The following is a 26,947-nucleotide window of genomic DNA, read 5'->3' as shown; positions in this document are numbered from 1 at the left end:
CACCTTCCTGACGAACTCCGCTGTTCCTCCAACGAACAACGACAGCGAGAAGGCCCTGCGCCCCGCCAAGACCAAACTCAAGGTCAGCGGATGCTTCCGCACGGAGGCCGGTGCACAGAACTACGCCACCGTCGCCTCCGTCATACAGACGGCGGTCAAGAACGGGCAGAACCCCTTCGAAGTCCTTCGGGTCATTGCGACCCTTGCGCTGGCATAGTATCATTGACGAAATCATTGCTTGTCGAATGTCATAGCTTGTTGCTTATGGCAGGGGTACCTGAGCAGTTACTATAAACCTTTATCTCACAGATTCTTTCTCAAAAATTGCGTTTAAAACTTGAATTCGGCATGGCATTTCCGCAAATATAATGCTTAATTTTGCACTCATAAACGTATTTGCAGATTTTATACGTTTATTAAACGGATATGAACGTTTAAGGTATTGCAAAACTAATCGAATATAATATGAAATTCATCAGCTGGAACGTCAACGGTCTGCGGGCAGTCTGCGGCAAAGGATTCACGGAAATCTTCAACAATTTCAACGCAGATTTTGTCTGTCTGCAGGAAACCAAGCTCCAGGCCGGCCAGATTGATTTGAGTTTTCCGGGCTACGAGTCATACTGGGACTATGCTCAGAAGAAGGGATATTCAGGCACCGTAATCTTCACAAGAATCAAACCCATCGCAGTAAAATATGGTTTGGGAATAGAGGAGCATGATCAGGAAGGCCGCGCTGTCACTCTGGAGATGGAGGGTTTCTATCTGGTATGCGTTTACACGCCCAACTCTCAGGATGAGCTCAAGCGCCTGCCTTACCGCATGGAATGGGAGGATGCTTTCAGGCGGTATCTCAATGATTTAGCTGCAAAGAAACCGGTCATAGTCTGTGGCGATATGAATGTGGCCCACGAGGAGATTGACCTTAAGAATCCTGCCACCAACCACTTCAACGCAGGCTTTTCCGATGAAGAGCGAGGCAAGATGACCGAGCTTCTGGCCTCAGGTTTCACAGATACCTGGCGGTACCAGCACCCGGAAGAGCAGAAATATTCCTGGTGGTCGTACAGAATGAAGGCGCGCGAAAGGAACGTGGGCTGGCGCATAGACTACTTCCTTGTGTCCAACCCGCTCAAGAACAGAATCCTGAGCACCGACATTCTTAACGATATATTCGGTTCGGACCACTGCCCTGTGGAACTGGTGCTGGCCGACAACTAACAGTAAAAGAATGGAAGAAAAGGAACATATAGGTCAGTTGTTTGACGGTATATCAGGAACTTACGACAAACTGAACCATCTGCTGTCACTCAATATCGATAAATTGTGGCGTCGCAAGGCAGTACACCGTCTGCAAGCGGTAAGCAAGCTGCTGGACGTGGCCATAGGCACAGCAGACCTGGCCATTGAAATCATCCGTCAGGGCAAGGCCTGCAGCATCACCGGCATTGACCTCTCCCGCAACATGATGGAGATTGGCCTTAAGAAAGCCCTAAGTAAAGGCATTGATGCTCAATGGGTTGACTTACAAACTTTCAAGCAGGCTGAAACCTCGGACGCTGGCACAAGCACTATCAGGTTTATGGAGGCCAGTGCCCTTGACATGCCTTTTGCAGACAACTCCTTTGATGCACTCACCTGCGCATACGGAATCCGCAACTTCTCTAACCTTGACCGGGGCCTTTCCGAAATGTACCGTACCCTACATGGCGATGGGCAATTGCTCATACTAGAGTTCTCATATCCGAGCAATCGCATAGTGCGGTCACTGTACGATTTCTTCTTCTCAAAAATAATGCCGCTTATAGGCAGAATGGTCAGTCACGATCCCAAGGCGTACACGTATTTCCGCAACAGTGTAAAGAACTTCATCTGGGGCGAAGCCATGGTGGAACGTCTCAAGGCCGCCGGTTTCAGGGACGTAACATACGAGCCACTCACCTTAGGCATCACCACCATCTACCTCGCCCGCAAATAACCATCACCGCAAACGGATTACCAAAAGCGAAGAACAAAAAGAACATCATCCCTGACCGTCCGAGTCCGGTGAAGAAACGGAAAAAGCATTGCTGAATCCGCTGCGCAGAATTTTGCGCGCATACAGATTGCCTCCGGAAATAACATACAGGACATTGTCCACCAGGCCAACGGAAGAAACTGCGGAACCGCAAGGCGCTGGAAGAATAACGCGAACCCTGCCATTATGGTCACAAATCTGAACGCCTATTTCTGTGGCACAATACAGGTATCCGGAAGCATCAAAACAAATCTGCCCACCATTTGTATGCAGCTTATAAAATTCCTGTCTGTACAAAGCGCCACCCGCAAGCACTTCATTGCTAATCCATTGCGAATTCACATAGGCAACGGCCCTATGTTTGCCGCCAGGATAAACAGCCATGTAAGGATCAAAACTGTTCTTTCCCACCCACAGCAACTGCGGCAAAGCAAATCCGCTGCCAGCATCCTGAATCCCGGAGGCTTTGGAGACCGATGCCACCAGTCCGGTATCATCATCACAAGCAACCCCGGCACTCCTGATAAACAAACCCTCCGGCACATTTGAAGCCACCAGCGTCCAAACGGAGCTTGAATCAACTATTGAATTCAGAGTTGCATTCCCAGACTTTCCCTTTTTCACCGGCGATGGGTAATCTTTCCAGAGAAATCTGAGTGCCTCGCTCATAAGCGCAGCGCCATTCCTTCCATTGTGACCTCCCTTGTCCCAGTGATGTTCCAGTTCATAACCGGCGAATCTCAACGCCGATTCCATAAGCAGGTTATATTCATACCAGCTGCCAAAGAGTGGATTCCAGGTATCCTCATCGTTGTCCTGCAGATATATGCGTAGCCGTTGCGGCTCGGTCTTGCGAATCAGCCCGGGATAGTGGTCACCGCCGCGCATGGGCACAAAGGTTCCGATTATGCTGTAAACCCTTGAAAACAAATCAGGCCGGAACCAAGCGGCAGTGAAAGCGGCAATGGCACCGCTGCTGGCGCCAAGAACCATGCGGTCGTCAGCGCTCCGGGAAAGAAGGATTGGGAGGCCATCGCCGGTGGAAAATGAAGAAACTGCGGGGAGGACCTCTTCTGCCAGAAAAGAGGCAAAGCGGCCGTCGCAGCGGTCAAACTCGTTGCTGCGGTTATAGCGGATGACCTCGCGGGACTGGCTGGATGAATTATCGTAAATGCGGCCAGGTCGGACTCCAACCGCTATTGTAACAGGCATCTGACCGGCGGCAATGAGAGTATCTATGGACTGTGCCAGCCCATACATTATATCATCCATCATAATGGCCGTGCACGCAGCTTGCCTGCCATCGTATTCCTTTGGAACATAAACTTTTATCATACGCTCCGTTCCTGGATAAGCCCGCGGATTCCTCATAGTGAAGGTCAGGTACTCCCCTCTCAGACCCTCCGGCTGAAGCGTACGGCCTGTAAGTTCAAGCTGAGCAGCACTGGCATTCCGCTCACCCTGAACAGAACGGATTGGCGCATCACAATCCGGTTTTTGAGCATGCGAAGCAAAAGGCGTGCACACAAACAGAAGACCAATGACCCAAAAAGCAAAGTACAATCGTTTCATCTTATCACAATTTCTTTTGAATAACAGGCAAAACTGTGCAGGAATGAAAAAGCCGGACGGCTTACCTTAAATCAATCAATTCATATCCGGAAAGTTTTCCGGGATTCAATTCAAACGCTTCTGCTTCCGCCTTGAATGGAGACGAGAATGATTTAATCAGCACTGTATAAATGGAACCGTCCTTGCCTTGGATCTCAAATCTCTGCGGCATCCAGGAACCTGATTGCGAACCCGGTTTGAACCGGATGATTATTTCAGGATAAGCTGTATGCTTTGATTTATCCTTGAGAATGACACTGTCATTCCTGCCATTGCTTATGCTGTATGAACTGTCATAATCAAACACCAACTGCAGCGGATTTTCCAGCAGGTCACGGCTTTGTGCGTCATTGCCTGCAAGCATTGCCTCCTTTGTCCGCTCATTTATCATTATCTTCTCCCTGCCGTTGCACATTACCTTCATTGCATCCGGAACTTCCAGTGCGTATGACTTGTCCTTTATCACAAGGGTTCCGTTATATGAAAGGACTTCTCTGCCGCTCCTGTCCGTTGCCTTGAACTCAAAACTCATTGAACATCCAGCATTTACGTATCCCCTGAGATACTCCAGATATTTGTTTGATGCACCATTTGACACTGTTGGAAGCGCAATTACCGCCATCGTGAACACCAAAACCATATATTGCTTCAAAACTCGCATGAACTGACTGCACAATTTAATAGGTGATTGTTTGAGTTTTATAATATGCTTATGCGGACTATGCCCCATATACATCACGGATATTGGCCAGCATTGCATCCAGTTGCGTGATATCCAGCACAAGCACCTCTCTTGCCTTGCTTCCGGCCGAAGGTCCCACTATTCCGGCCACTTCCAGCTGGTCCATGATCCTGCCTGCCCTGTTGTATCCAAGATTCATCTTGCGCTGGATAAGTGAAGTTGAACCAAGCTGGTTTATGACAATCAGTTTGGCCGCCTCCTCGAACAGACTGTCACGTTTCGAGAGATCAACCGCTCCCGGTATGCTCGCATCCTCCTCATCGTTGCCAATATATTCTGGCAGATAATATGGAGTTGAATATCCGCGCTGCTTTGCAATGCAGTCTACAACTTTCTCCACCTCTTCCGTTTCAATGAGAGCACACTGAACACGTGTAAGGTCCGCACCCGTTGATATGAGCATATCGCCGCGGCCCACAAGCTGGTTCGCTCCCACCTCATCCAAAATTGTCTTCGAGTCTATGCTTGACTTCACCATGAACGCTATACGTGCAGGGAAGTTAGCCTTTATGTTACCGGTAATCACGCTTGTGGTAGGACGCTGCGTTGCTATCACAAGGTGTATTCCTATTGCGCGCGCAAGCTGTGCCAGACGTGCCATAGGCTCCTCAACCTCGCGTCCAGCTGTCATAAGGAGATCCGCAAACTCATCAATCACCACCACTATGTATGGCATGAATCTGTGTCCCCTCTGTGGATTGAGATGCCTGCTGAGGAACTTCTCATTGTATTCCTTGACATTTCTCACACCGGCCATCTTGAGCAGGTCGTATCTGCTGTCCATCTCAATGCACAATGAATTAAGGGTGTTCACCACTTTCTTGGTATCCGTGATCACAGCTTCGTCTGCATCCGGCAACTGCGCAAGGAAATGCTTTTCTATTTTTGAATAGAGCGAGAACTCAACCTTCTTGGGATCCACAAGCACTATCTTCAACTCCGATGGATGCTTGCTGAAAAGCAAGGATGTAAGAATAGCGTTCAGTCCCACGGATTTACCCTGACCGGTTGCTCCGGCAACCAGAAGGTGAGGCATCTTTGCAAGGTCAAAGGTATAAACGTCTCCGGATATTGTCTTGCCTATTGCCACAGGCAGTGCATATTTATTCTCGCGGAATGCGCTGCACTCAAGGCAGGACACCATTGACACAACGCTTGGTTTCACGTTGGCAACTTCTATTCCCACGGTATCCTTTCCAGGAATGGTTACAACACGCACGCCCTTTGCACCCAACGATACCTGAATATCGGTCTCCAGTCTCTTGATTGAGGCAACTCTCACGCCGGGAGCCGGCACAATTTCATACAAAGTAACTGTAGGTCCTATTCTTGCCGATATCCTTGACACTCCTATCTTGAAGTTCTTCAAAGTCTTGACAATCTGCAACTTGTTTCTCTCGAGCTCCTCCTTGCTCACTGCATACTGCTTGTCCGCATAACTGTTGAGCAAATCTGTTCCAGGGGCCACATACCCGGGCAGATCCAGTCTTGGATCGAACAATGCACTCACCTGCTCCTCACTCAGTCCTCTGAGGAAATCATCCTCTTCACCCTTGTCATACTCCTGCTGCTGGTCATTTTCAGGACTCTGGCATTCGTCAGTTGCATTTGCCTCATCTGAACTTGATGAGCCGTTGCCGAGCGGGAAATCATCAACAGGTCCTATGTCTCCGGAAGTGTCAACACCGTTCATTATGGAATCATATGAGTCCTGTTCAAGTTCCGACTCGGGTTCAGGCTCGGATTCAGGCTCCGACTCCGAGTCAGACTCTGCGCCTGCCTCCTCACTGGCACCTCCCGATACCTCCTCCTGAACATCTCCGTTATTCTCAGTCCCTTTGTCTGAAGATGCTGCGAACGTTTCATCACTGATGGCGGGCGCATCCTTTGATTCCGGTTTACGCTTGAACAGATTCAGGAACTTGTCAACGCCCTTGTCTATGGCGTCAATCACCTTTCTGTTCACGCATACCAGCCAGAGGATTATTGCGAACAGCAGAATGAGCGCTGCTCCCGGTGCACCAACGGCCTTGATAAGGAACTGGTTGGCATAATGTCCGTAAGAGCCTCCCGCTCCCGTTCCGAACCAGTTGTCAACAGAAGTCATGGTAAGGATATAGGAGAAGGTGACTGACACTATTATGCATCCGAATATTGAAAGATAAATGAGTCCCCACAGATTCACGCTGCCTTTCTTGAAGCAGTACAGCGATACTCCTCCAAAGAAGAATGGAACGATGAATGATCCCACTCCGAACAGCTTGGATACAAGAAAGTTGGACCATAACAGGCCAATCAGGGAACCGCTGTTTTTCACATTGGCGTCATTTTCCATATCAAGCATAGTGCCTACTATGCTGTTGTCTGAAATGATGGACTGATCGCTGGCCCAGGTGAACAGATACGATACCAGTGATATGAATGTGTACACTGCCAGAATGAAGAACACTATTCCGAACAATGTCAATACATCCTTTCCTGTTTCCTTTTTCTTGACTGCCATTATCTTTTCTTTTTAGGATTCCTGCCTTTCTGATTCCTGTGATTGCCGCTTTTGCCAGTCTGCTGCTTCTGCGGTCCGTGCGAATCATTGTTAACAGCCGTTCCAATGTGAATGTCTTCCGGAACAACCAGTTTGCCGCCTGAGAGCTTGCGTATGTCCTCAAAGATGGTTTCCTCACTTACGCTGTCCTTGTTCCAGATCAGATATTGTTGCTGCATGTAGCAGGCAAGGGTTTTTATCATATAGTTCTTCACCTCGCCATCCTCACGCTGTGCAATCACATCTATCATGTTCTGGATGTTTCTTCCGTAGCATGCGGCCTTTACCGCCGACTTGTCAATCGGGATTGTCTCCGGCCGGGTACTTATGCTTTCCCGTGTAGGTATCGGGTACGGTGAATCAATATCTATCTTAAAGTCGGATATGATCTGCACGTGATCCCAGAGTTTGTGCCTGAAATCAACAATGTCACGCAATTGAGGATTCAGCGTCCCCATCACCTGCACCACGGCCTGTATCTGCTCGTTTCGTTTCTCCTTGTCCGGGATGCCGCTCACATACTTTATCATATCCTGCACATGCCTTCCGTACTCCGGCATTATGAGCTTCTCTCTTTGTGTATTGTAATCCATATCTATCTTTTAATTTTTCTTCAATTTACTATCTTTTCGTGACCACATGAATTTCCAGAGATTCATTGCAAGGTATATGAGCATTGCAAAGAAAACCACCACGCACCAGTTCAGGCCGGCGGCAGCCACAAAAATCACGAGCACCAGCACTGCCGTCAAGAATACGAAACGGGAGGCATTGGCCGCCCATCCCATACTCTTGAACTTGAACGAGAACATTGGTATCTCGCTCACGAGCAGATAACTCAGCACTATAACTATTGCAGGAACAATGAGCAGATGGTTCAGGAAAAAGTCGTTGAACCCTGCATATCGTTCCATAAGACAAATCATTGAACCAACAATCATTGCGCAACTTGGCGTGGCCAGACCTATAAAATTCTCACTCTGACGTTCATCAATGTTGAACTTAGCCAGACGCAAACCTGAGAACGCCGCAATCAGCAGCGGCACCAGAGCCCAGAAACTTATCACTCCAGCCCCGAAAATCGGTACGGAGCCATCGCCATGTAGGGAAAGGCCGTTGGCCTGGCGGAGAAGGAGCGAGAACTTGCAGGAGAGCATCACTGCCGGTGCAAGGCCGAAGCTCACCATATCGGCCAGGGAGTCAAGTTCCTTGCCAAGCGGAGAGTATGCGTGAAGCAGGCGCGCGCTGAAACCGTCGAAAAAGTCAAAGACTGCTGCAAGCAGTATCAGAACGAATGCCAGCTCGAACCTGCCTGAGAACGAAAGCGCAACGCTCACGCCGCCACTAAGGAGATTCATTGTGGTGATTGTGTTCGGTATTCCTTTTATGATTTTTTCGAATGCCATCTGTCTTCTGATAAAATATTCGTTAACTACTTCTTAATAAAAGCACCAATTAATTGAATATCAACGGACTCCATATTAAAACCATCAATATTCCTCCCGGCAAGGTAATCCTTCACAAGCTGGACCAGCGCGGAATCATCATAGTCTTTCAACGCACCGCTCTCACTGTCATAAAGATGCACGTGCTCGTAATTGTTCACGTCAAAAAGCATCCTTGTTCCCTGCGAGAGCCGCCTTGCCACCAGCCCGCACTTCACGAACGATTCCAGAACGTTATATACCGTGGCCACAGTGACTTCAGGAAAATCAGTCCTGATGCGCTCGAGAATCATGTCGGCGCTGGCGTGGCCGTACTCATTGAGCACTCCATACACAGCCACACGGCCTTTTGTGGCCTTGAGTTTATGCGTATGCAGCAGATCCACTATCTGCTCTGTGCCCAGCTGTTTCATATAGATTCAATCAGTCGTCAATCGTAAGTTTCTCGCCCTCGGACTTGGCAATCACGAGTGCGGCGCTCTGCTCTCCGTAAGTGTTGGTAGCTGTTCTTGGCATGTCACAGAGCTGCTCTACTGCAAGCACTATACCTATGCCCTCGAGTGGAAGACCGGCAACATTGAGCGCAATTGTGAGCATTACAAGTCCTGCCATTGGAATGCTGGCGGCACCGATTGCCGAGAACAGAACGGTAACCACTACTATCAGCTGCTGCACGAACGACATTTCAATTCCGTATGCCTGTGCAATGAATATTACCGCTGCACATTCGTACAACGCCGTTCCGTTCATATCGATTGTTGCACCCAGAGGGAGCACGAAGCTTGCAATCTTGTTTGAGATGCCGCATTTCTCCTGTGAATCCCTGAGGGAGATAGGAAGCGCAGCTCCTGAAGAACATGTTGAGAACGCCGTGAGGATTGCTGTTGACATCTTGCGCATGTGCTTGTATGGATTCTCGTGACCGAGGAAATATACTATGCAAGGCATCACAATGAAGAAATGTATGAGACATCCGCTCCATACCACAACAAGGAAGAGTCCGAGACTCTCGGCCATTCCAGCAAGTTTTGCCATGTCACCTGCCTGCTGTGCAACCATCTTTGATACAATTGCGAACACTCCTATAGGGGCGAGCTTGATCACTGACATGATTATCTTCATGATAACCTCGAACAGAGACTGGAAGAAAGTGAGCACCGTTGTCCTTGACTTCTCCTCCGCCTGTGTTACAAAGAATCCGAACATCAATGAGAAGAAGATGATGGAAAGCATGTTGCCCTTGCACATATCGTCAAATATGTTCTGTGGCACGATTGAAATGAGCTGGTCTCCCAATGACACCCTTTCTGCGTGCATAAGTTCCTCAGCACCCTTTGCCGCATCAACTATGTTTGCGCCTTCACCAGGAGCAATCAGGTTCACAAGGCCAAGGCCTATGAATGTTGCAATGAGTGTTGTACCAATGAAGAACGCCAGGGTCTTGCCGGCGATTCTGCCAAGGTCAGCTGATTTCCCAACGCTGGCAACGCCAACCACCATTGATGTGATGATGATTGGAATCACAACCATCTTGAGCAGACGGAGGAAAATGTCACCGGCCCAGCTTATGTATTTCACCCACGATGAGCAGAATATTCCGAAAATTATACCAAGAGCCATAGCAATGAGTATCTGCCATGGGAGAGCAAGCTTTATTTTTTTCATAAAGGTTTCTGTTCTATTGATTTATAATTACAGTTATTTCTTGTAGTAAAGTTCACGGATGCAACCGTCTGCAAGTGCCTCCAGGCATGAGATTCCCATCTGAGGGTCAAGGCCTGTGTTTGCGTATGCAATAGGAATCTCGGTGCATGCACCAACGATAGGAAGTTTCTCTATTGCCCAGAGCTGCTCGATAATTCCTCTGAACTTCTCACCGGCTTCCTTGCACTTTCCTGCTTTCACCATGTCTGTAACGTCATGGATCTCAACCTGAAGCTCAGGCGAAGCTATTCTGAAATCGTATGCGTTGTCCTGTGCATGCTTCTGATACAGACCTGTTCTCATTGTTCCGAGTGTGGCAGTGAGCCATGCTCCCTGAGGACTTCTCTCCTTTGCGGTGCGTATTGTTTCGTCAATGATGTGCACGATAGGTTTTGAGATCTCCCCTCTGAAACCGTCTATGAAGTAATGGGCGGTGTTGCAGGTTGCGCAGAGGATGTCGGCGCCCCAGTCAATCAGCTGGTTGAGTCCTGCCTTGATATGCTCTGTTGGGTCCGGTCCCTTGCCGAGCAGGAAGGTTGTACGGTCAGGTGTTATTGTATTGGAATACACTATCATACGTGGATGTTCCTGATCAAAGTCGGCAGGAGTTCTCTCCGCCAGCACTCTTAAGAAATCCGCTGTAGCTGCAGGTCCCATACCTCCAAGCACGCCCAAAGTCTGTTCTGGTCTTTTCATGTTTTTATCTTTTTAATATTTTATTTTTCCACTGCGATGGATTACTACTACCCATAAGTTTGCAAATTTACTAAATTGATATTGCATTCCCAAGATAAACCTTTCTTTATTATTTTTGCGGCGAATTTATCTGGAAGCTATATGGGCAAATTCAAGTTGGGTGGTGTGGCGCTGGCCATGATTTCATCGGCGTCGTTCGGTTTCATTCCTCTGTTCTCCAAGCCGTTGCTGGCTTCGGGAGTCAGGCTGGAATCCGTTTGTCTGTACCGTTTCATACTTGGGACATTCTTTTTGGGATGCTTCCTTTTCGTAAGGAGTTTGCTTGACGCAAACAAAAAAGCCACCAGCCAAATAATAATTGAATCCAGCGAAAAGGCCTTCAAACCTAAAGAAACATTTGGGCACAAATGCACTGAACCATCGCTGTGGAAAGTGGCTGATGAGTGCTTTGCAATCTCTTGGAAAGAGCTGTGGCATGTTCTCATTGTTTCAATCTTCTACGGGGGTACGGCAATTTTCCTGACAGCATCGTACAATTACCTTGAGAGCGGTCTCGGTACAACAATCCACTTCCTTTATCCGGTATTCATTGCTTTGATAATGGCAATCGGGTTCAAGGAGAAACTGAGCTGGAGAATGACCATCGCCATTGGTATGGCAATACTTGGTGTTGCCTGCCTGAGCGGGGCTGCTGGCAGAGGATACAGCCTGAACACCACAGGGTTCATCCTGGTGATGATTGCCACAATATGCTATCCTATTTATATTGTGAGCGTTAACCTGTCTTCCACACTCATGGCCATCAAGGGTGGAAAGCTTTCGTTCTATGTGCTTCTGTGTGCAAGCCTGTGGTTCCTGATAAACGTGATTGCGCATGGGAACGGCTTTTCGGCCATACGTGGATGGGATCAGTGGTTCAATATAATAATGCTGGCACTGGTGCCAACGCTCATTGCAAATTTCACCCTGATTTACGCAATCAAATCAGTTGGCTCAACAGTGACATCGATTCTCGGATGTATGGAGCCGCTCACCGCCGTACTGGTTGGAATATTCTACTTCCGTGAACAGATATCGGCCTTCCAGTACCTTGGCATTGCCATAATCCTTGTTGCCGTAATGGTGGTCCTCCACGCTTCCTCAAAGAAATGATGTTTCAAAAAAGCCGGTCCGTATATGTACAGACCGGCTTTTATGAAGTGCCCGGAACAAGACTCGAACTTGCACGCCTTTCGACACACGCACCTGAAACGTGCGCGTCTACCATTCCGCCACCCGGGCATTTGCGTTTTTCAGGTTCGCAAAGGTATGAATTTTTTTTAGTTTGGCAAGTCAAAATGAATATTTTTCTCATCGGATTGCTTTTTACAGCATTGTTTTGTAAATTTGTAGGTTAAGAGTTTTAGGAAAAACATACATAACCATATCAATATGAAGAACGTAGTTGTTACTGGAATGGGGTGCGTAACCCCTATTGGAAACAATGTTGAGGAATTTTACAACGCTTTGATGAACGGCGTTTCCGGAGCAGCTCCTATCACATATTTTGATGCATCACACCACAAGACCCAATTTGCCTGCGAGGTCAAGAACTTTGATCCTCTTCTGTATATGGACAAGAAAGAGTCAAGGAAAATGCCGCGTGTAACCACTTTCGTGGCCGCCGCCGCACATCAGGCTGTAGCTCAGGCCGGCATTCTTGGTGAAGACGGCAAGCTTTCATCAAGCATAGATGCAAGCAGAGCGGGAGCAATCATAGGTTCAGGCATCGGGGGTCTGGAGAGCATGGAAGCGGAGATGACCGAAAACTTTGAAATGGATGATCCCGAGCCTCGATTCAGTCCTTTCTACGTTACCAAAATGATTGCCAACATGAGCGCTGCCCAACTCACCATAAAGTATGGTCTCAAGGGCGCAAGTTTTGCAACCGTATCCGCTTGTGCTTCAGGCAATCACGCCTTTGTAACCGCACTTAATTTCATCCGTTGCGGAATGGCGGACATCATCCTGGCCGGTGGCGGTGAGCAGGCCATCACACCCAGTTCCATAGGCGGATTCAACACAATGAAGGCGCTTTCAACAGATAATGAGCGTTATGCAAGCGCCTCACGTCCCTACGATAAGAACAGGACAGGTTTTGTAATGGGCGCAGGAGCCGGCGTGCTGGTTCTTGAGGAGGAGGAACACGCAATAAAGAGAGGCGCCAGGATTTATGCGCGCCTTTGCGGCGGCGGCATGTCTTCAGACGCATATCATATTTCAGCCACACTTCCAAGCGGCGAGGGGGCGGAGCTTTCAATGGCCGGTGCAATAAAGGATGCAGGTCTTGAGCCAAAGGACATCAATTACATAAACACTCACGGCACATCAACAGTTGTTGGCGATATGCCTGAGCTGCTGGCCATAGAGAGAATATTCGGCGAGAATTACAAGGATGTTTACATCAGCTCCACCAAGTCAATGACAGGCCATCTACTCGGAGCCGCCAGTGCCATTGAGGCGGTGGCTTCAATCCTTGCAATAAACCGCGGAATGATTCCTCCAACCATCAATGTGGAGGAACTGGATGAGGCAGTGCCTGCAAACTCCAACATTGTTGTGAACAAGCCTGTTGAGGCGGAGGTAAATTATGCCATGAGCAACAGCTTTGGCTTTGGAGGCCACAACGCCACCGTAGTTTTCGGCAAGTATTTTCCACAGCGATAGTTGTTGACTCAAGCTCCGCATTCTACAGAAAAAATCCCTGTTTTGACAAGGCGCCTTTGGTGCCCGCAGGAACGCAGTGGAAGCGCAATGCCCCTGGGAGCAGCCGCCTGAGGCAGCGGGGTTTAAGGTTCAAGTTCAGTCAAAGACAGAGGAATTCAGGGAGAGGGTGAGTAGATTGGGACTGTGCGTTGGTTAAACGTTTCGCTGGTCTGCGCAGAGTTTCTTCAATATTGATAAATCAGATATCCAGCGAAACTTTGGTATTGGATTATGAAGTTCGAGATTAGAGTCAACGGGAAATATTCGGAAGATCTGGATTTTGTAAGGGACATCCCAAAGATGTTCAAAAAGGGTGAAGGCAAGCTGATTCTCAACAGCAGGAATATTGTCCGCTCATTTCCCGAACTGGGTTTTGTAGCAAAGGAATTCCACAAGATAAATTTCATAAACAAGTTCGTTTATTCATACTGGCGCAAAAGCAAGGCGCAGCGTTCCTACGAGTACGCCCAACGCTTGATAGAAAACGGATTCGGTTCCCCCGAGCCCGTGGCGTACATAAATGTGAAGAGCGGCCCAATGGGCCTGAACTGCTTTCCCATGCTGCTTCGCACCTCGTTTTACATCTGCAGGGAATGCACTTGGGATTCACTTTTCAACGTGCTGAATTCAAATCCATCAGAACATACTGAAGTCATTGTCAAGGCATACGTGGCCGATGTGCTGAGGATGCACGATTGCGGCATTGCTCCCATAGACACGAACCCGGGCAATGTATTCTACAAAATTGATGGCAATGAAGTTCATTTCCAGTACATTGACCTCAACCGCATGCATCTGTTCAATGGCGGTGCATCCATGAGTGCCCGCAGCAAAAGTCTGTCCAGGATCACAAACAATGATTCCATGTTCGAGCACGTTGCCGCAATGTATTTCAATCTGCATTTCGCCGGTGACTCCGGCAAGGTTGAGGATGCAATGAATCTCTGCCGCAGCCATCGCGAAAAGTTTTTTGCCAAACAACGCATGAAGGACTCCCTCAAAAAACTATAAGCTTTTGAGCGCATTTTGAGGAAAAATGCGGCAAAACAGGCGCCGGGAGACAAAAATGAGCGCATTTTTGAGGAAAACGTGACAAAACAGGCACCGGAAGACGAAAATGAGCGCATTTTTGAAGAAAACGTGACCAAACGAGGCTCGAAAAAGCAAAACGGGCATGAGATTTTGGGTAATAACATAACTGAACTGGCAATGCATTTATAAATGCACAGACATAAGAAAGCAAAGTGAACTCAAACCCTCGTGACATAAGGGGTTTGAGATCGGTTGGCAGAAAAGTATAGCTGATTATCAATCAGTTACAAAATACAGTGATCGCAAACCCTCGTGACATAAGGGGTTTGAGATCGGTTGTACCAAACAGTGAAGCTGACCGGTCACACTTTGAGGAAAAATGCGGCAAAACAGGCACCGGGAAACGAAAACGGGCGCACTTTGAGGAAAAATACGGCAGAATGAGTGGCAAAAAGGGGGAATGGCCACAAAATTGGCGGAAAAGTGGCCAAACGCATGCAAAAAGTGGCAAACAGCCACAAAATGAGCCAAATTGTGGCCGAATAAAGCGGGAAGCAACGCAAACGGCCGCATCAGCGGCCTAGCGGAGGGCGCGAACTTGCTGGAATGCGAAAACTTGCGGATAAACAGCGGAGAGTTGCCAGGAGCAGCAAGTTCGGTATAGCCCGGGAGCGGTGAAGCAGGGTTTGGGGCAGAGCCCCAATAAGAAAAAAGCCGCATCAGCGGCCTAGCGGAGGGCGCGAACTTGCTGGAATGCGAAAACTTGCGGATAAACAGCGGAGAGTTGCCAGGAGCAGCAAGTTCGGTATAGCCCGGGAGCGGGAATAAACACAACTGACGCAGCCAAGCGGACAAAGTGAAAGAAAATTTTCTCTTTGCAGCTGCGTATCCCTGCCACCAAACGGATTAATTGGAACATAACGGTTCCGGAACATAATTAATTGGAAAAAGATGTATAAAGATATGTGTTACAAGACTTTGAACCTGAAGAAATGCATGATTGCAGCGCTGGCAATGATATTGTGCGCAGCCTGCGGACAGAAGAAAGAGATAAATCCACCAACTGAATTCGCGCAATACATCAAGGCATATACAGGAGGAACAATAACATCCACCTCAAGCATAAGGATAACCCTTAACGACGAAGCCCTCGGATCCCTCAACAACAACAATAAAGCCCCGGACAAGCTCTTTGACTTCTCGCCAAGTCTCAACGGCCAGGTGCGATGGCTGTCGGCAAACGAAATTGAATTCGTCCCTGAAGAAGGCGCACTCAAGCCGGGCAGGATATATAACGCAGAATTCAGACTGGGAAAGATTGTCAACGTGGATGAAAGCAGCCTTGAAACCTTTGAATTCTCATTCCGGGTGCTTCCAAAGGCGCTTTCCATTGAAGTTGAAGGCGTTGAGATTTCAGCGGAGGATTCCCTGCACGCCAGCGTGAGCGGCATTCTGCGCAGCAACACATCAATCAGCGCCGAGCAGGCAAAATCATACATCAAGTTCAAATACCCCAAGGTCCGCATTTCAGGAAGCAATGCTGATGTGAACTCACATAACACCAACGCCGGTGGTAGCACAAAAACAAGCACCAGCATTTCTGGAAACAATGAACCCGAACTCAGGATTGAGAGCGGCGAAAACGGAAGACAGTTCAGATTCACTATCGCCAGGTTGGGAAGGAATGATAAGGAGAATACCTTGGTTATCAGTGCTAATGGTTCCAAGGATGGCTTTGAAGGGGTTCAGGAAAGTGAGGTGAAGCTTCCGGCCCTGGGCAGGTTCCATGTTATTTCTTCTGAAATGCGCTCGAACGGTGACGGTTATTTCGCTGAGCTGAGATTCTCCGAGCCACTGGCGGAATCTGCGTCGGAGGCAGGCTTGATAAATGTTGATGGCGTTGCATCCTTCAATCTGGAAATCAAGGGCAATGTTGTAAGGGCGCATCTGAACAATGTAAATGCATATGACGGAGCCACAGTAACCGTTTCGCCTTACGTAAAAAGCGTTGGTGGAACAAGTCTGGGAAGGACTTATTCTCAAAAGTTCCATCTGGAAGACATTGCTCCGGCCGTGAACTTTTCCTTCAACGGCCATATCCTGCCGGACAACTCCCTGCTTGTCCTGCCTTTCAGGACCCGCGGTCTGTGTGCGGTGGATGTAAGCGTGATAAAGATTTTCGAGAGCAATGTGCTTTCCTTCATACAGAGCAACGGTCTGGAAGGCAGCGACGAAATAAGGCGTTACGGCAGACTGATATATAAAAACACAATCCAGATATGTGCTCACGATGCCATAGATGCCAGCAATTGGGTTGAAAACACTCTGGACCTCAGCTCCATGTTCAAGCAGGAGCCGGGAGCCATCTATCGCATAAGACTCTCTTTCAAGAAAGATTATACAATCTACGGAGCCATCGCCCGGGTTGGGAATGCAGGCATGATGAATATGGGAAAGGTGGAAGGAGAGGATGTGTGGGATGAACCATCGCCGTACATTTATGAGAATGATTATGACTGGAGTGAGTACAACTGGAAGGAAAGGGAGGACCCTTCAAAGGCTACTTTCTATATGGATTCAGGCAGATATCCTGTATGCAATCTTATTTCCTCGAATGTGGGTATTGTGGCCAAGAAAGCTCACGGAAACAGGTTGTGGGTGAGTGTTGCTGACATCATTGAGGCCAGGCCTGTGTCCGGTGCCCGGCTTGTTGCATACAATTACCAGTTGCAGGAAATCGGCAGGGCCAGAACAGATTCCAACGGTTTCGCCGAGCTTGACTGCAAAGGCAGGCCATTCATTGTAAAGGCATATCAGGGAAGCAGTGAATCTTCCGGCGGACAGTCCGCTGGATATTTGAAAGTAACTGATATTGAGGAGATTTCACTGAGCAGGTTCGACACCGGCGGTGTGGTGCGCTCTCTTGGTCTGAAAGGATTCATTTATGGGGAGAGAGGTGTATGGAGGCCTGGAGACACTCTTCATCTTTCACTTATGATAGAGGGGGAGAACGAGGCGTTGCCAGAGAATCACCCTGTGACTGCGGAGCTTTACAATGCCCGGGGGCAGTTCCACTCGAAGATGGTTTGCGGCAAGGGTGTGCGCGGTCTTTACACTTTCAATATTCCTACAATGGCCGATGATCCTACAGGTATCTGGAACGTATATTTCAAATATGGCGGTTCAACTTTCCACAAGGCGCTTCATATAGAGACCGTTAAGCCTAACCGATTGAAAGTCAATCTTTCTCTCGGTTCCGATGTTCTTGTGGCCGGGGAGCCTGTTCGTTATGATCTGTCTTCCAGCTGGCTTACCGGGCCGGCTGCATCAAACCTCAAGTTCAGTTCGTCAATGACATTTTCAAAATTGAGCAAACCGTTCAAGGGATACGAAGACTACGTATTCAGCAATCCTTTGAAAAGTTTCAGGACACTATCAAAGGAACTTGTGTCAGGGAAACTGAACGAAAGTGGAAAATTTGCGGGTACGGTTCCTGTTCCTATGGCTCAGGAAGCTCCCGGCATGCTCAATGCAGGCATTGTAACACAGGTAATTGAGAACGGTGGTGACGCCAGCATGAATACCATCAATGTGCGTTATGCGCCTTTCAAATCTTTCACTGGAATAAAGCTTGCCTCTGATTCCAACAAGGGCTACAGCGGAGTTCCTCAATACGAAACGGACACAGACCTCCGTTTCCCTGTGATTGTGCTTTCTACTGATGGAAAACCAGTTGCAGGCCACAATCTGGAGTATGCAATTTACAAGCTCAAATGGAGCTGGTGGTGGGAGAATCACGAAGAATCGCTTGATTCCTACGTTCACGGCAGTGATGCTCAGAAAGTGGCTGCCGGCGAACTGGTTTCCGCCGCTCAGGCCCGTGCCGTTCCATTCAAGGTGGAATATCCTGAGTACGGACGTTATCTTGTATATGTAAGGGACAAGGTCAGCGGTCACGCAAGCGGTGGCATCGTTTACATTGACTGGCCAAGCTGGCGCGGACGTTCATCAAAGTCCGACCCAAGCGCCCTTCAGATGCTCACGTTCACAACCGACAAGAAAAGCTATGAGCCTGGTGAAGAAGCAGTTGTATTCATTCCTTCGGCAGCGGGCGGACGCGCTTTGGTTTCGCTTGAGAACGGAAGTACTGTGATTTCACGCCAATGGATTGCCACCAAGGAGGAAGGCACGAAGTTCAAGATAAAGATTACCAAGGACATGGCTCCCAACTTCTACGTGCATATAACTTTGCTCCAGCCACATAAGAGAAGGAACAATGACTTGCCAATAAGGATGTACGGCGTTCAGCCTGTGCTTGTCCAGGACAAGGATTCCCGTCTGGAACCCGAACTTTCCGCACCTGAGGTATTGCGCCCTCAGCAGGAGTTCACCATTACGGTTAAGGAAAAACACGGAAGACCAATGGCTTACACCATTGCCATTGTTGATGACGGACTGCTTGACCTCACCAATTTCAAGACACCGGATCCGTGGAACAGAATGAATGAGCGTGAGGCCCTCGGCGTTCACACCTGGGACCTTTACGATGATGTGATAGGCGCTTACAGCGGCAAGTTCTCCCCTATTGCCGGCATTGGCGGCGATGAGGACAGGATTGTTGGCGGCCGCAAGGAGAACCGTTTCAACCCGGTGGTGAAGTTCCTTGGTCCGTTCAATCTTGCCAAAGGCAGTGCCACACACAAGATTACACTGCCTATGTACGTTGGTTCCGTGCGCTTTATGGTAGTTGCCTGTGACACAAAGAAATACGGCAGCTGCGAGAAGACCGTTCCGGTCCGCGCTCCTCTTATGGTGCTCTCCTCACTCCCTGCCTCAGTTGCCTGCGGTGAGACCCTTTCTCTCCCTGTGAACGTGTTTGCCATGGAGAAGGACGTGCGCAATGTGAAGGTCAGTGTGAAGGCGGAAGGAGCCCTCAGCATACTTGGGAACTCCTCACAATCACTTTCTTTCACTGGCGATGGTGATAGAATATCCACTTTCCGCCTTGCCGCATCCGCAAAGGAAGGCAGCGCCAAGATAACAATCACAGCTGCTTGCAGTCAGCACAAGGCACAGGAAGTGCTCAACATTGAAGTGATGAACAACCAGCCTGACATAAGCACCCGTGAAGGAATCCTGCTCAAGGCAGGCGAAAGCCACAGCCTTGGCAGTTCAGGTTCCTTGAGCTTTGACCCGGACACATACAGCGCAACACTGCAGGCAAGTTCATTCCCTGCCGTTGACTTCCATACAATGTTTGACAACATGTATCACTACCGCTACATTTGCAGCGAGCAGATACTTTCAAAGGGAATCACAGCGTTGTATCTCAAGGACTTGCTTGCAATGGCTGATGATGGTTCTGCAAAGAAGGGCAGCGGCAATGCAGGTAGGCAGAAAAATGGGGCTGGAAATGCCAGTGCTGGAAAATCACAGAACGGCAAAGCGCTTGATGGCAAGCGCAGTTTCAATGCGAAACGCATTGAATTGGCAGATGCAATGGTTAACGAAACTTTGAGGGAGCTCTATGGCAGACAGACCTCTTCAGGCGGTTTTGTATATTGGCCGGGACAAGGCAGTGCCAACGAGTGGGTTACAGCAATGGCAGGACACTTTATGGCAAAAGCCATTAGCAGCGGATACAATGTGAACAAAAACGTATTCGAATCCTGGGAAAAATACGAGCTGCAGCAGGCCAATGCCTATATGCGTATGGAGCGCAAGCTTGACGACCTGATGCAGGCCTACAGACTGTATTCTCTGGCACTTGCCGGAAAGCCTGCCGATGGTGCCATGAACAGGCTCAAAGCCGCTGACAACATTTCCGTTCAGGCAGCGTGGAGGCTTGCAGCCGCATATGCTCTTGCCGGCAAGAAGAGCATTGCCACCGAACTTATTGAACGCCTCAACACGAATGCAGAAAGCAATTCGGAGGTCTGGTACTGGTTCGGTTCACAGGCACGTGATGAGGCAATGATGCTTGAGAGCGCATTGCTTGCAGACGACCTGATGCGCGCAATGCCTCTGGCCGCAAAACTTGAAAATGAGTTCACTGGCTGGAGCCACAGCACACAGTTCTGTGCCTACGCAAGCGTGGCCCTGAATCTTCTGGCGCAGAAAATTCAGAAAGCACCTATTGATCTGGCTGTTAATCATGTTGAAGGAAATGAGGCAAGTAATAATGGTATGAATGGCACTGACAGAACATCTGGCATCAGAAAAAATGCGAGAGGCAATAACAGTGAACATATTAAAACCACGGCAAATCTTGCCAAACTTGATGTTACGCACTTTGGTCCCGGTGCAATAGAGGTAAGGAACAACGGCAAGGCCGATGTGTACATAAGTTTGACACGAAGCGGCAAACCTGCAATAACCAACAATACTGCCGCAAATGGTGCAGGTCAAAAATCTGGCAACTACATTGCAGCATACCGGGTGCCGGAAACTTCCAGCAATCTCAAACTCAGCGTTTCATATCTTGATATGAACGGCAGGAATATCAATCCGGCCAGGCTCAGGCAGGGCGAGGAGTTCAGCGTTGAGATTAATGTACAGAGTGTCAACAACATTAGCGCTGTAAACAATCTGGCACTTGATATGGCCGTTCCTTCAGGCTGGGAGATTTTCAACGAAAGACTGTTCACGCCGGGCGCCGATACGGAGAACTGCACATACAAGGATATCCGCGACAACAGAATTGTATGGTATTTCAATCTGCCTGTAAACGGTATGCGCAGCTTCCGCACCAAGTTGAGGGCGGCATTTGCAGGCGAATTCGTATTGCCGGCAATCCAGTGCCAGGCAATGTACGACCCGCAGATCCACGCCAACACAGCCTCCGGCCACGTAATCGTTGAACCGTAATGAAAGTTTGCTACGATGGGCCCAATGGAACGTAGCAAACGTAGCAAATGATTGGAAAGATTGGGAAATTGCTACGTTCAGCACCCCCGAACGTAGCAAACTGTAGGGAGAAGCAAGGTTTTGCTACATTTGACACCCCAAAACGTAGCAAACCGGCAAAGGATGCAGCAAACGGGTGCATTTTGAGGGAGAATGTGACCAAACATACTATGAAAAGAAAACAAAGTGAACTCAAACCTTCGTAACATAAGGGGTTTGAGTTCAGGTAGAAGAAAAACATATTTGATTATCAATCAGTTACAAAATATAGTAATCTCAAACCCTCACAGTTTGAGGGGTTTGAGGTCACTTGTAACTAAAGACACGGCCAACCGACCATATTTTCGGCAAAAATGTGGCCAAACGAGGCCGCATCAGCGGCCTAGCGGAGGGCGCGAACTTGCTGGAATGCGAAAACTTGCGGAAAACAAGCGGAGAGTTGCGAAGAGCAGCAAGTTCGGTATAGCCCGGGAGCGGTGCAGGGGGTTTGGGGCGCAGCCCCAATAATAGAAAGGCCGCATCAGCGGCCTAGCGGAGGGCGCGAACTTGCTGGAATGCGAAAACTTGCGAAAAACAAGCGGAGAGTTGCGAAGAGCAGCAAGTTCGGTATAGCCCGGGAGCGGGAATGAACAAAATGTGGCCGAATGAAGCGGCAGGACACTGGAATATGAAAAAGCTTTGCCCAGGAAAGGCAAAGTTTTTCAGATGAAGTGCCTGACGCAATCAAGCGAATTTTTTGGGACAGAATCAATGATTTGGAGGAAAGGACATATCAACAAGGCGGCAATAATCTGCGTGATGGCGGCAGCCGGACTGTTCGCATTGCTGTTTCCTAAAGGGTTGTTCAAGGACAAACCCTGTGCAACGGTAGTATTGGCGGAAGGCGGCGAACTTCTTGGTGCACACATAGCGGATGACGGCCAATGGCGTTTCCCACCATGCGACACAGTCCCCGAAAAATATGCCAGAGCGCTCATCCTCTTTGAGGACCAATACTTCTACTACCACCAGGGCGTAAACCCTGTGGCAATAGCCAAAGCACTGATACGGAACATCAAGGCCGGCCACATTGTAAACGGCGGAAGCACAATTGCCATGCAGGTCATGCGAATGGCAAAAAGCCAGGGCAAAAGCAGAAACATATGGCAGAAAATAAAGGAGTCATACGGAGCCCTGTGCATAGGAACATTTTACTCAAAACGCAAACTTCTGGCGCTTTATGCCTCGAACGCACCATTCGGCGGCAATGTCGTTGGCATTGATGCAGCCGCCTGGCGGTACTTCGGCCACGATGCCGGCAACCTTTCCTGGGCGGAATCGGCACTGCTGGCCGTGCTGCCCAACTCGCCATCGTCAATACACATTGCAAGGAACAGAAAAGACCTGACAGCAAAGAGGAACCGGCTGCTCGCCCGCCTGCACAAGAAAGGATACATCAGTGACTCGGACTATTCCCTGGCAATTGACGAACCTCTTCCGGGTGAGCCTCACGCACTGCCACAGCTTGCTCCGCATCTGGTTGACTGGTATTATATAAACCATCGCAGTAGAAAAATAAAAACTGATATTTCATTCAAGCTGCAAAGTGAAGTTGCTGCGCTTACAGATGCTTGGAACAGGCAGTTGCAGCAGGAAGGGATAAATGATCTGGCGGCTGTGGTGATTGACGTGAAAAGCGGAAAGGAGCTGGCCTACATTGGCAATGCCAATCCTGGACAGTCAAGGGAAGGTGCCAGGGTGGATATCCTGCGCTCGCCGCGAAGCACCGGCAGCATACTCAAACCGTTCCTGTATTGCGCAATGCTGCAGAATGGACAGATTCTTCCAAGGACTCTCCTACCCGATATTCCAATGAATATCAACGGATTCTCGCCACAGAACTTTGACCGTACCTTCTGTGGAGCCATCCCGGCATCTGAAGCCCTTGCCCGCTCGCTGAACGTACCGTTCGTGCACCTGCTGCAAATGTACGGAGTTGCACCGTTTGCATCGCTGCTCAAAGACTTGGGAATGAGCACTGTAACACGCTCGGCAACAGACTACGGCCTCTCGCTCATACTCGGCGGAGCCGAAGGCAGACTATTGGAACTCACCAGAATGTACGCCTCCCTCCCCGCTCTATTCTTACACTGTCAATGGGTCCCCGATTCTTTCCCGCTCAAGGACAGAGTGGCTCTCTGGTGGACCTTTGATGCTCTGAAGGAGGTTGGACGCACCGACGAGATTGATTGGAAAACCTTGCCAAGCGTATCAAGGATTGCCTGGAAGACCGGTACAAGCTGGGGATTCAGGGACGCCTGGGCGGTTGGCATCACCACCGATTATGCGCTTGGCGTATGGGCCGGGAATGCAAACGGCAGCGGAGTCCCGGGGCTTGTTGGCGCACGCATAGCGGCACCTATCCTGTTCGACATCTTCAATCTTCTGCCAAGATCAGCCTGGTTCGAGCAACCGGTAGAGGATGAGGGTATAATTGCCGAGGTCTGCCACCAGTCCGGCCAGCTCAAAGGACAATATTGCAACGATTGTGACACCCTTCTCCTGCCCCGCCGCTCGATTCAAAGCACCGCTTGCCAGTATCACTGCCCTATAATCGTCAATACTTCTGCAAACAGATCAACTGACTTCGAAGAAGAATCACCCGTTAATGACCCGGGCTCGCTTTCCGAAAGTTCAGAACACAGTGGAAGTTGCAGCGCAGCACAAAAAGAGTACTACTTCAAACTGCCACCAGCCATGGAATGGTACTATAAAGCATCACATCCTGAATACACACCGGTGCCGGCAGACGCAATGGGGAATTATATAAGCGGCAAGGCTATGGAATTCATTTATCCGCAGGCAGGCAGCGTTATATCTATTCCGCGCCAGCTCAACGGTGAGTCTGGAGGCATAATCTTCAACCTTGCCCACAGCGATACGGACATGTGCATTTTCTGGCATCTTGACAACAACTACGTTGGACAGACCCGCTGGATTCACCAGCTCCAACTCACGCCTGAACCCGGCCGCCACACAATCACCGCCGTTGACACCCTCGGCAACTCCACAAGCGTGTCATTCACTGTAAGATAACATCAAACATACATACAATTCAAATGATATCGGAAAAGTTTGGTAATCTGCGGAATACTTTTATTTCTTTATTGTCGTATCCGATAATAGACAACAATGATGTTCTCTACAACGATGTTGAAAATATGTTCCCAAGCTATTTGCGTTGCAAGAAAAAATAATGTACCTTTAATGAGAAAATCAGTTCGAATCATGTCATTAAACAAACAGGCGTTTTCCAGGTACAAGATTCTTGACAGTTGCCTGAGCAATCCATATCGGAAATATACATTATCCGACCTCCAAGAACGCGTATGGGATGATACAAAAGATATTTATCCTTCAAGAAGAACTATTCAATATGACCTTCAGTTTCTTGATGGATATAACGAAATTGAAGTGTATGAGAGGAAATTCTATAGGTACAGAGACCCTGATGCCTCTTTGTTCAATAGCACCCTGTTGCCGGATGAGATAACAACTCTTCACGACGCAATGCTGACAATAAAGCAGTTTTCTCTGTTTAAAGATTTGAACGGCATACAGGAAGTTGTAGGGAAGCTGGAGGATAGGGTTAACTCAATCAGCGCACCTTCTCAAAAGGTCATTTTCCTTGAAGGAAACGAACAGCTACTGGGGACAGAGCATATTACCACCTTGTATGATGCCATACGAAAGAAAACGGTCATGGATATCAAATACCACCGCTTCAGATCCAAAAACGTATCGGAATTCCACTTATCTCCATATGTTCTTGAGGAACATCGCAACAGGTGGTTCGTTCTTGGCAGGACGGATTCCGAGAATTATATTAAAGTTCTCGCACTGGACAGAATTCAAGCATTGAATGAAAATACGGATGCTGTCTTTATTGAAGATCCTTCGTTCGATCCTGAGAAATATTTCAAGGATATTATCGGTACGACACGCTTCCCCGGGGACAAACATCAGGTTACACATTTTGTATTTATTGCCGACCAATATACTGCACCGTACATAGAGACCAAGCCGCTCCATGCAAGTCAGCAAGTCCGGAAAAGACATGAAGACGGGTCAGTCACTTTCAGTATTGATGTTTTTCCGAATTTTGAACTGGATAAGGCTTTTTTCGATTACCTTCAGGGAATTCGCGTCATTTCCCCGGATTGGTATGTAGAAAAACTACGAAAAATTATAACACGGGCGGCAGCACAGTATCAATGTTCTTCAAAATGACAGAAAACTATGGAAGAGAAAAGACAGAATATCGTGATAGGACTCGGAGAAGTCCTCATTGATGAAAAAGGTGAAAGCAGGACTATGGGCGGTGCACCGGCAAATTCAAGGAGATACTGAAATAACCGGACAATATCAAACAACAGTAAAGCAAACGAAATGAAGAAGACTAATAACATTTCATATCGCATACGTGTACCGCTGAACGAGCGGTGTCTCAAGACCTGGCTCCGGGAAGGAGAGACGGATTCGTCTTTTGCCCTTAGAATTGAGGCGTATCGTGGCATGCTTGCACTCTTCGGGAACAATCCCCATAAAAAAGTCTCTCATCGTCTGGAAGAGGAATTGTCCTATGTGATAAGGCACGGCTTGTCTGATCACGTGCTTCTGATGAAAACAATTTCAGATGTCGCAAGGGATGGCGGGATAGCAAGGGGGTCCGGGTATCCCGCATACTGCTGCCTGATGCTGCATTATTGCCTTGGAATATCGGAAATCAATCCTCTTGATTTCGGACTCGAAAAGGAGTGTGTCTATCGGGAAGAAATGACAACTCATTATCTCGGAGGATTAAGTCTGGAGCCGGGAGGGTGTGAAAGGCTTCTCGCGTGTTTGGAAGACCGATTCGGCAAAGGGCTGTTTTCCAGAATCCCTGATGAAGACAAATCACTGCCAATTGGGACGAGTCTTTTCTACGTCAGGGAAAGTGAGCTCGTGAATCATAGTATGGATGGCACAGATTACAGCGCTGCATCAAGAGACAGGCAATTCACAGGACAGTTCAAGGGAAAGTGCTGCTGGGAGAGTTATATCAGGAGGCTCAGGAAAGACGGGCATCTGAGCGACCGGGAGATTTCGAAGTTCTACTACGCCGTTTCCAAAATTTGGATTAAAAAATTCCCGGAAATAAAGACAATGCTATTTGAGAAAGGCTGCGAAGGGGGCACTTCAGAAGAAAAGCTTTCGCGCCTTTGGGACAGCATTATGAAACACAAGGCAGCCCTGCCCTGGAAAGCCTGGTTCATTCCCGAATATCTTGAACAATGGATGACAAAATGATAAAACAAGAATAAATTTTTGAATTGCGAAAAGATTATTCGCTGTGTTTCACCCTATGACTGATTTTTGGGCAGTTTTGGTAGCGAAGGTCGCTTGTCCACATCCCTACCCCTTTCCGACAGTGTTGTCGTCAGCACATAATTTAGAAATAGAGCGGCTTTCTCCTGATATGTTTCTTT

Annotated in this window: 19 protein-coding genes and 1 tRNA gene; 11 read left to right on the top strand and 9 right to left on the bottom strand. The window is 48.5% G+C overall.

Annotation, left to right across the window (positions count from 1 at the left end; genetic code table 11):
* Nucleotides 1-7 precede the first annotated feature (7 nt).
* The 3 genes from AC06L3_RS00890 to AC06L3_RS00880 all read left to right on the top strand — a co-directional run bounded on the left by AC06L3_RS00890 (nucleotide 8) and on the right by AC06L3_RS00880 (nucleotide 1,978).
* Nucleotides 8-217 carry an IS66 family transposase gene (locus AC06L3_RS00890; RefSeq protein WP_475668741.1) on the top strand — a complete coding sequence of 70 codons (210 nt, stop codon included), beginning with the start codon at nucleotides 8-10 and terminating at the stop codon, nucleotides 215-217.
* Between the two features lie 248 nt (nucleotides 218-465).
* Complete coding sequence (locus AC06L3_RS00885) at nucleotides 466-1,221, top strand: exodeoxyribonuclease III (RefSeq protein ID WP_475668739.1); 756 nt, start codon at nucleotides 466-468, stop codon at nucleotides 1,219-1,221.
* A 10-nt stretch (nucleotides 1,222-1,231) separates the two neighbouring features.
* A complete protein-coding gene (locus AC06L3_RS00880; protein WP_475668738.1) occupies nucleotides 1,232-1,978 on the top strand; it encodes a ubiquinone/menaquinone biosynthesis methyltransferase in 747 nt (248 codons plus the stop codon).
* Nucleotides 1,979-2,023: 45 nt separating this feature from the next.
* Here the strand turns inward: AC06L3_RS00880 and AC06L3_RS00875 are convergent, their stop codons facing one another.
* The 8 genes from AC06L3_RS00875 to AC06L3_RS00840 all read right to left on the bottom strand — a co-directional run bounded on the left by AC06L3_RS00875 (nucleotide 2,024) and on the right by AC06L3_RS00840 (nucleotide 10,757).
* The gene (locus AC06L3_RS00875) at nucleotides 2,024-3,589 is read right to left on the bottom strand and encodes an alpha/beta hydrolase (protein ID WP_475668737.1); all 1,566 of its coding nucleotides are present in this window, start codon (nucleotides 3,587-3,589) and stop codon (nucleotides 2,024-2,026) included.
* Nucleotides 3,590-3,650: 61 nt separating this feature from the next.
* Entirely contained in the window at nucleotides 3,651-4,268 is a 618-nt protein-coding gene (locus AC06L3_RS00870; RefSeq protein WP_475668736.1) for a LolA family protein, read from the bottom strand.
* Nucleotides 4,269-4,347: 79 nt separating this feature from the next.
* The gene (locus AC06L3_RS00865; protein ID WP_475668735.1) at nucleotides 4,348-6,873 is read right to left on the bottom strand and encodes an FtsK/SpoIIIE family DNA translocase; all 2,526 of its coding nucleotides are present in this window, start codon (nucleotides 6,871-6,873) and stop codon (nucleotides 4,348-4,350) included.
* Nucleotides 6,873-7,505 carry a DUF4290 domain-containing protein gene (locus AC06L3_RS00860; RefSeq protein WP_475668734.1) on the bottom strand — a complete coding sequence of 211 codons (633 nt, stop codon included), beginning with the start codon at nucleotides 7,503-7,505 and terminating at the stop codon, nucleotides 6,873-6,875. The genes AC06L3_RS00865 and AC06L3_RS00860 overlap by 1 nt, the downstream gene beginning before the upstream one ends.
* Before the next feature lie 9 nt (nucleotides 7,506-7,514).
* Nucleotides 7,515-8,318, bottom strand: coding sequence for a CDP-alcohol phosphatidyltransferase family protein (locus AC06L3_RS00855; protein WP_475668733.1), 804 nt, complete (start codon nucleotides 8,316-8,318; stop codon nucleotides 7,515-7,517).
* Nucleotides 8,319-8,344: 26 nt separating this feature from the next.
* Complete coding sequence (locus AC06L3_RS00850) at nucleotides 8,345-8,770, bottom strand: Fur family transcriptional regulator (RefSeq protein WP_475668732.1); 426 nt, start codon at nucleotides 8,768-8,770, stop codon at nucleotides 8,345-8,347.
* Nucleotides 8,771-8,780: 10 nt separating this feature from the next.
* A complete protein-coding gene (locus tag AC06L3_RS00845) occupies nucleotides 8,781-10,022 on the bottom strand; it encodes a dicarboxylate/amino acid:cation symporter (RefSeq protein ID WP_475668731.1) in 1,242 nt (413 codons plus the stop codon).
* Nucleotides 10,023-10,055: 33 nt separating this feature from the next.
* Complete coding sequence (locus AC06L3_RS00840) at nucleotides 10,056-10,757, bottom strand: aspartate/glutamate racemase family protein (RefSeq protein ID WP_475668730.1); 702 nt, start codon at nucleotides 10,755-10,757, stop codon at nucleotides 10,056-10,058.
* Between the two features lie 141 nt (nucleotides 10,758-10,898).
* Between AC06L3_RS00840 and AC06L3_RS00835 the strand changes: the two genes are divergently transcribed.
* The gene (locus AC06L3_RS00835; protein ID WP_475668729.1) at nucleotides 10,899-11,909 is read left to right on the top strand and encodes an EamA family transporter; all 1,011 of its coding nucleotides are present in this window, start codon (nucleotides 10,899-10,901) and stop codon (nucleotides 11,907-11,909) included.
* A 48-nt stretch (nucleotides 11,910-11,957) separates the two neighbouring features.
* Here the strand turns inward: AC06L3_RS00835 and AC06L3_RS00830 are convergent.
* Nucleotides 11,958-12,038 (bottom strand) — tRNA-Leu (locus AC06L3_RS00830).
* Nucleotides 12,039-12,182: 144 nt separating this feature from the next.
* On the opposite strand from AC06L3_RS00830, the gene fabF reads away from it, so the two are divergent.
* The 7 genes from fabF (at nucleotide 12,183) to AC06L3_RS00795 (ending at nucleotide 26,768) form a co-directional block, all read left to right on the top strand.
* Entirely contained in the window at nucleotides 12,183-13,463 is a 1,281-nt protein-coding gene (gene fabF, locus AC06L3_RS00825; RefSeq protein WP_475668740.1) for a beta-ketoacyl-ACP synthase II, read from the top strand.
* A 270-nt stretch (nucleotides 13,464-13,733) separates the two neighbouring features.
* Nucleotides 13,734-14,513, top strand: a complete 780-nt coding sequence (locus AC06L3_RS00820) for a protein kinase family protein (protein WP_475668728.1) — start codon at nucleotides 13,734-13,736, stop codon at nucleotides 14,511-14,513.
* 15 nt (nucleotides 14,514-14,528) lie between these two features.
* Nucleotides 14,529-14,723, top strand: coding sequence for a hypothetical protein (locus AC06L3_RS00815; RefSeq protein WP_475668727.1), 195 nt, complete (start codon nucleotides 14,529-14,531; stop codon nucleotides 14,721-14,723).
* Between the two features lie 774 nt (nucleotides 14,724-15,497).
* On the top strand, nucleotides 15,498-21,401 hold the full coding sequence (locus AC06L3_RS00810; protein ID WP_475668726.1) for an alpha-2-macroglobulin family protein: 5,904 nt from the start codon (nucleotides 15,498-15,500) through the stop codon (nucleotides 21,399-21,401).
* A 789-nt stretch (nucleotides 21,402-22,190) separates the two neighbouring features.
* On the top strand, nucleotides 22,191-24,515 hold the full coding sequence (gene pbpC, locus AC06L3_RS00805) for a penicillin-binding protein 1C (RefSeq protein ID WP_475668725.1): 2,325 nt from the start codon (nucleotides 22,191-22,193) through the stop codon (nucleotides 24,513-24,515).
* Nucleotides 24,516-24,686: 171 nt separating this feature from the next.
* Nucleotides 24,687-25,709, top strand: coding sequence for a helix-turn-helix transcriptional regulator (locus tag AC06L3_RS00800; RefSeq protein WP_475668724.1), 1,023 nt, complete (start codon nucleotides 24,687-24,689; stop codon nucleotides 25,707-25,709).
* A gap of 159 nt (nucleotides 25,710-25,868) precedes the next feature.
* The gene (locus AC06L3_RS00795; RefSeq protein ID WP_475668723.1) at nucleotides 25,869-26,768 is read left to right on the top strand and encodes a hypothetical protein; all 900 of its coding nucleotides are present in this window, start codon (nucleotides 25,869-25,871) and stop codon (nucleotides 26,766-26,768) included.
* Nucleotides 26,769-26,947 lie beyond the last annotated feature (179 nt).

This window comes from Candidatus Egerieousia sp. (genome assembly GCF_056211015.1).
The sequence above is the reverse complement of the archived record's forward strand: the minus strand, read 5'-3'. Positions and strand labels throughout refer to the sequence as shown.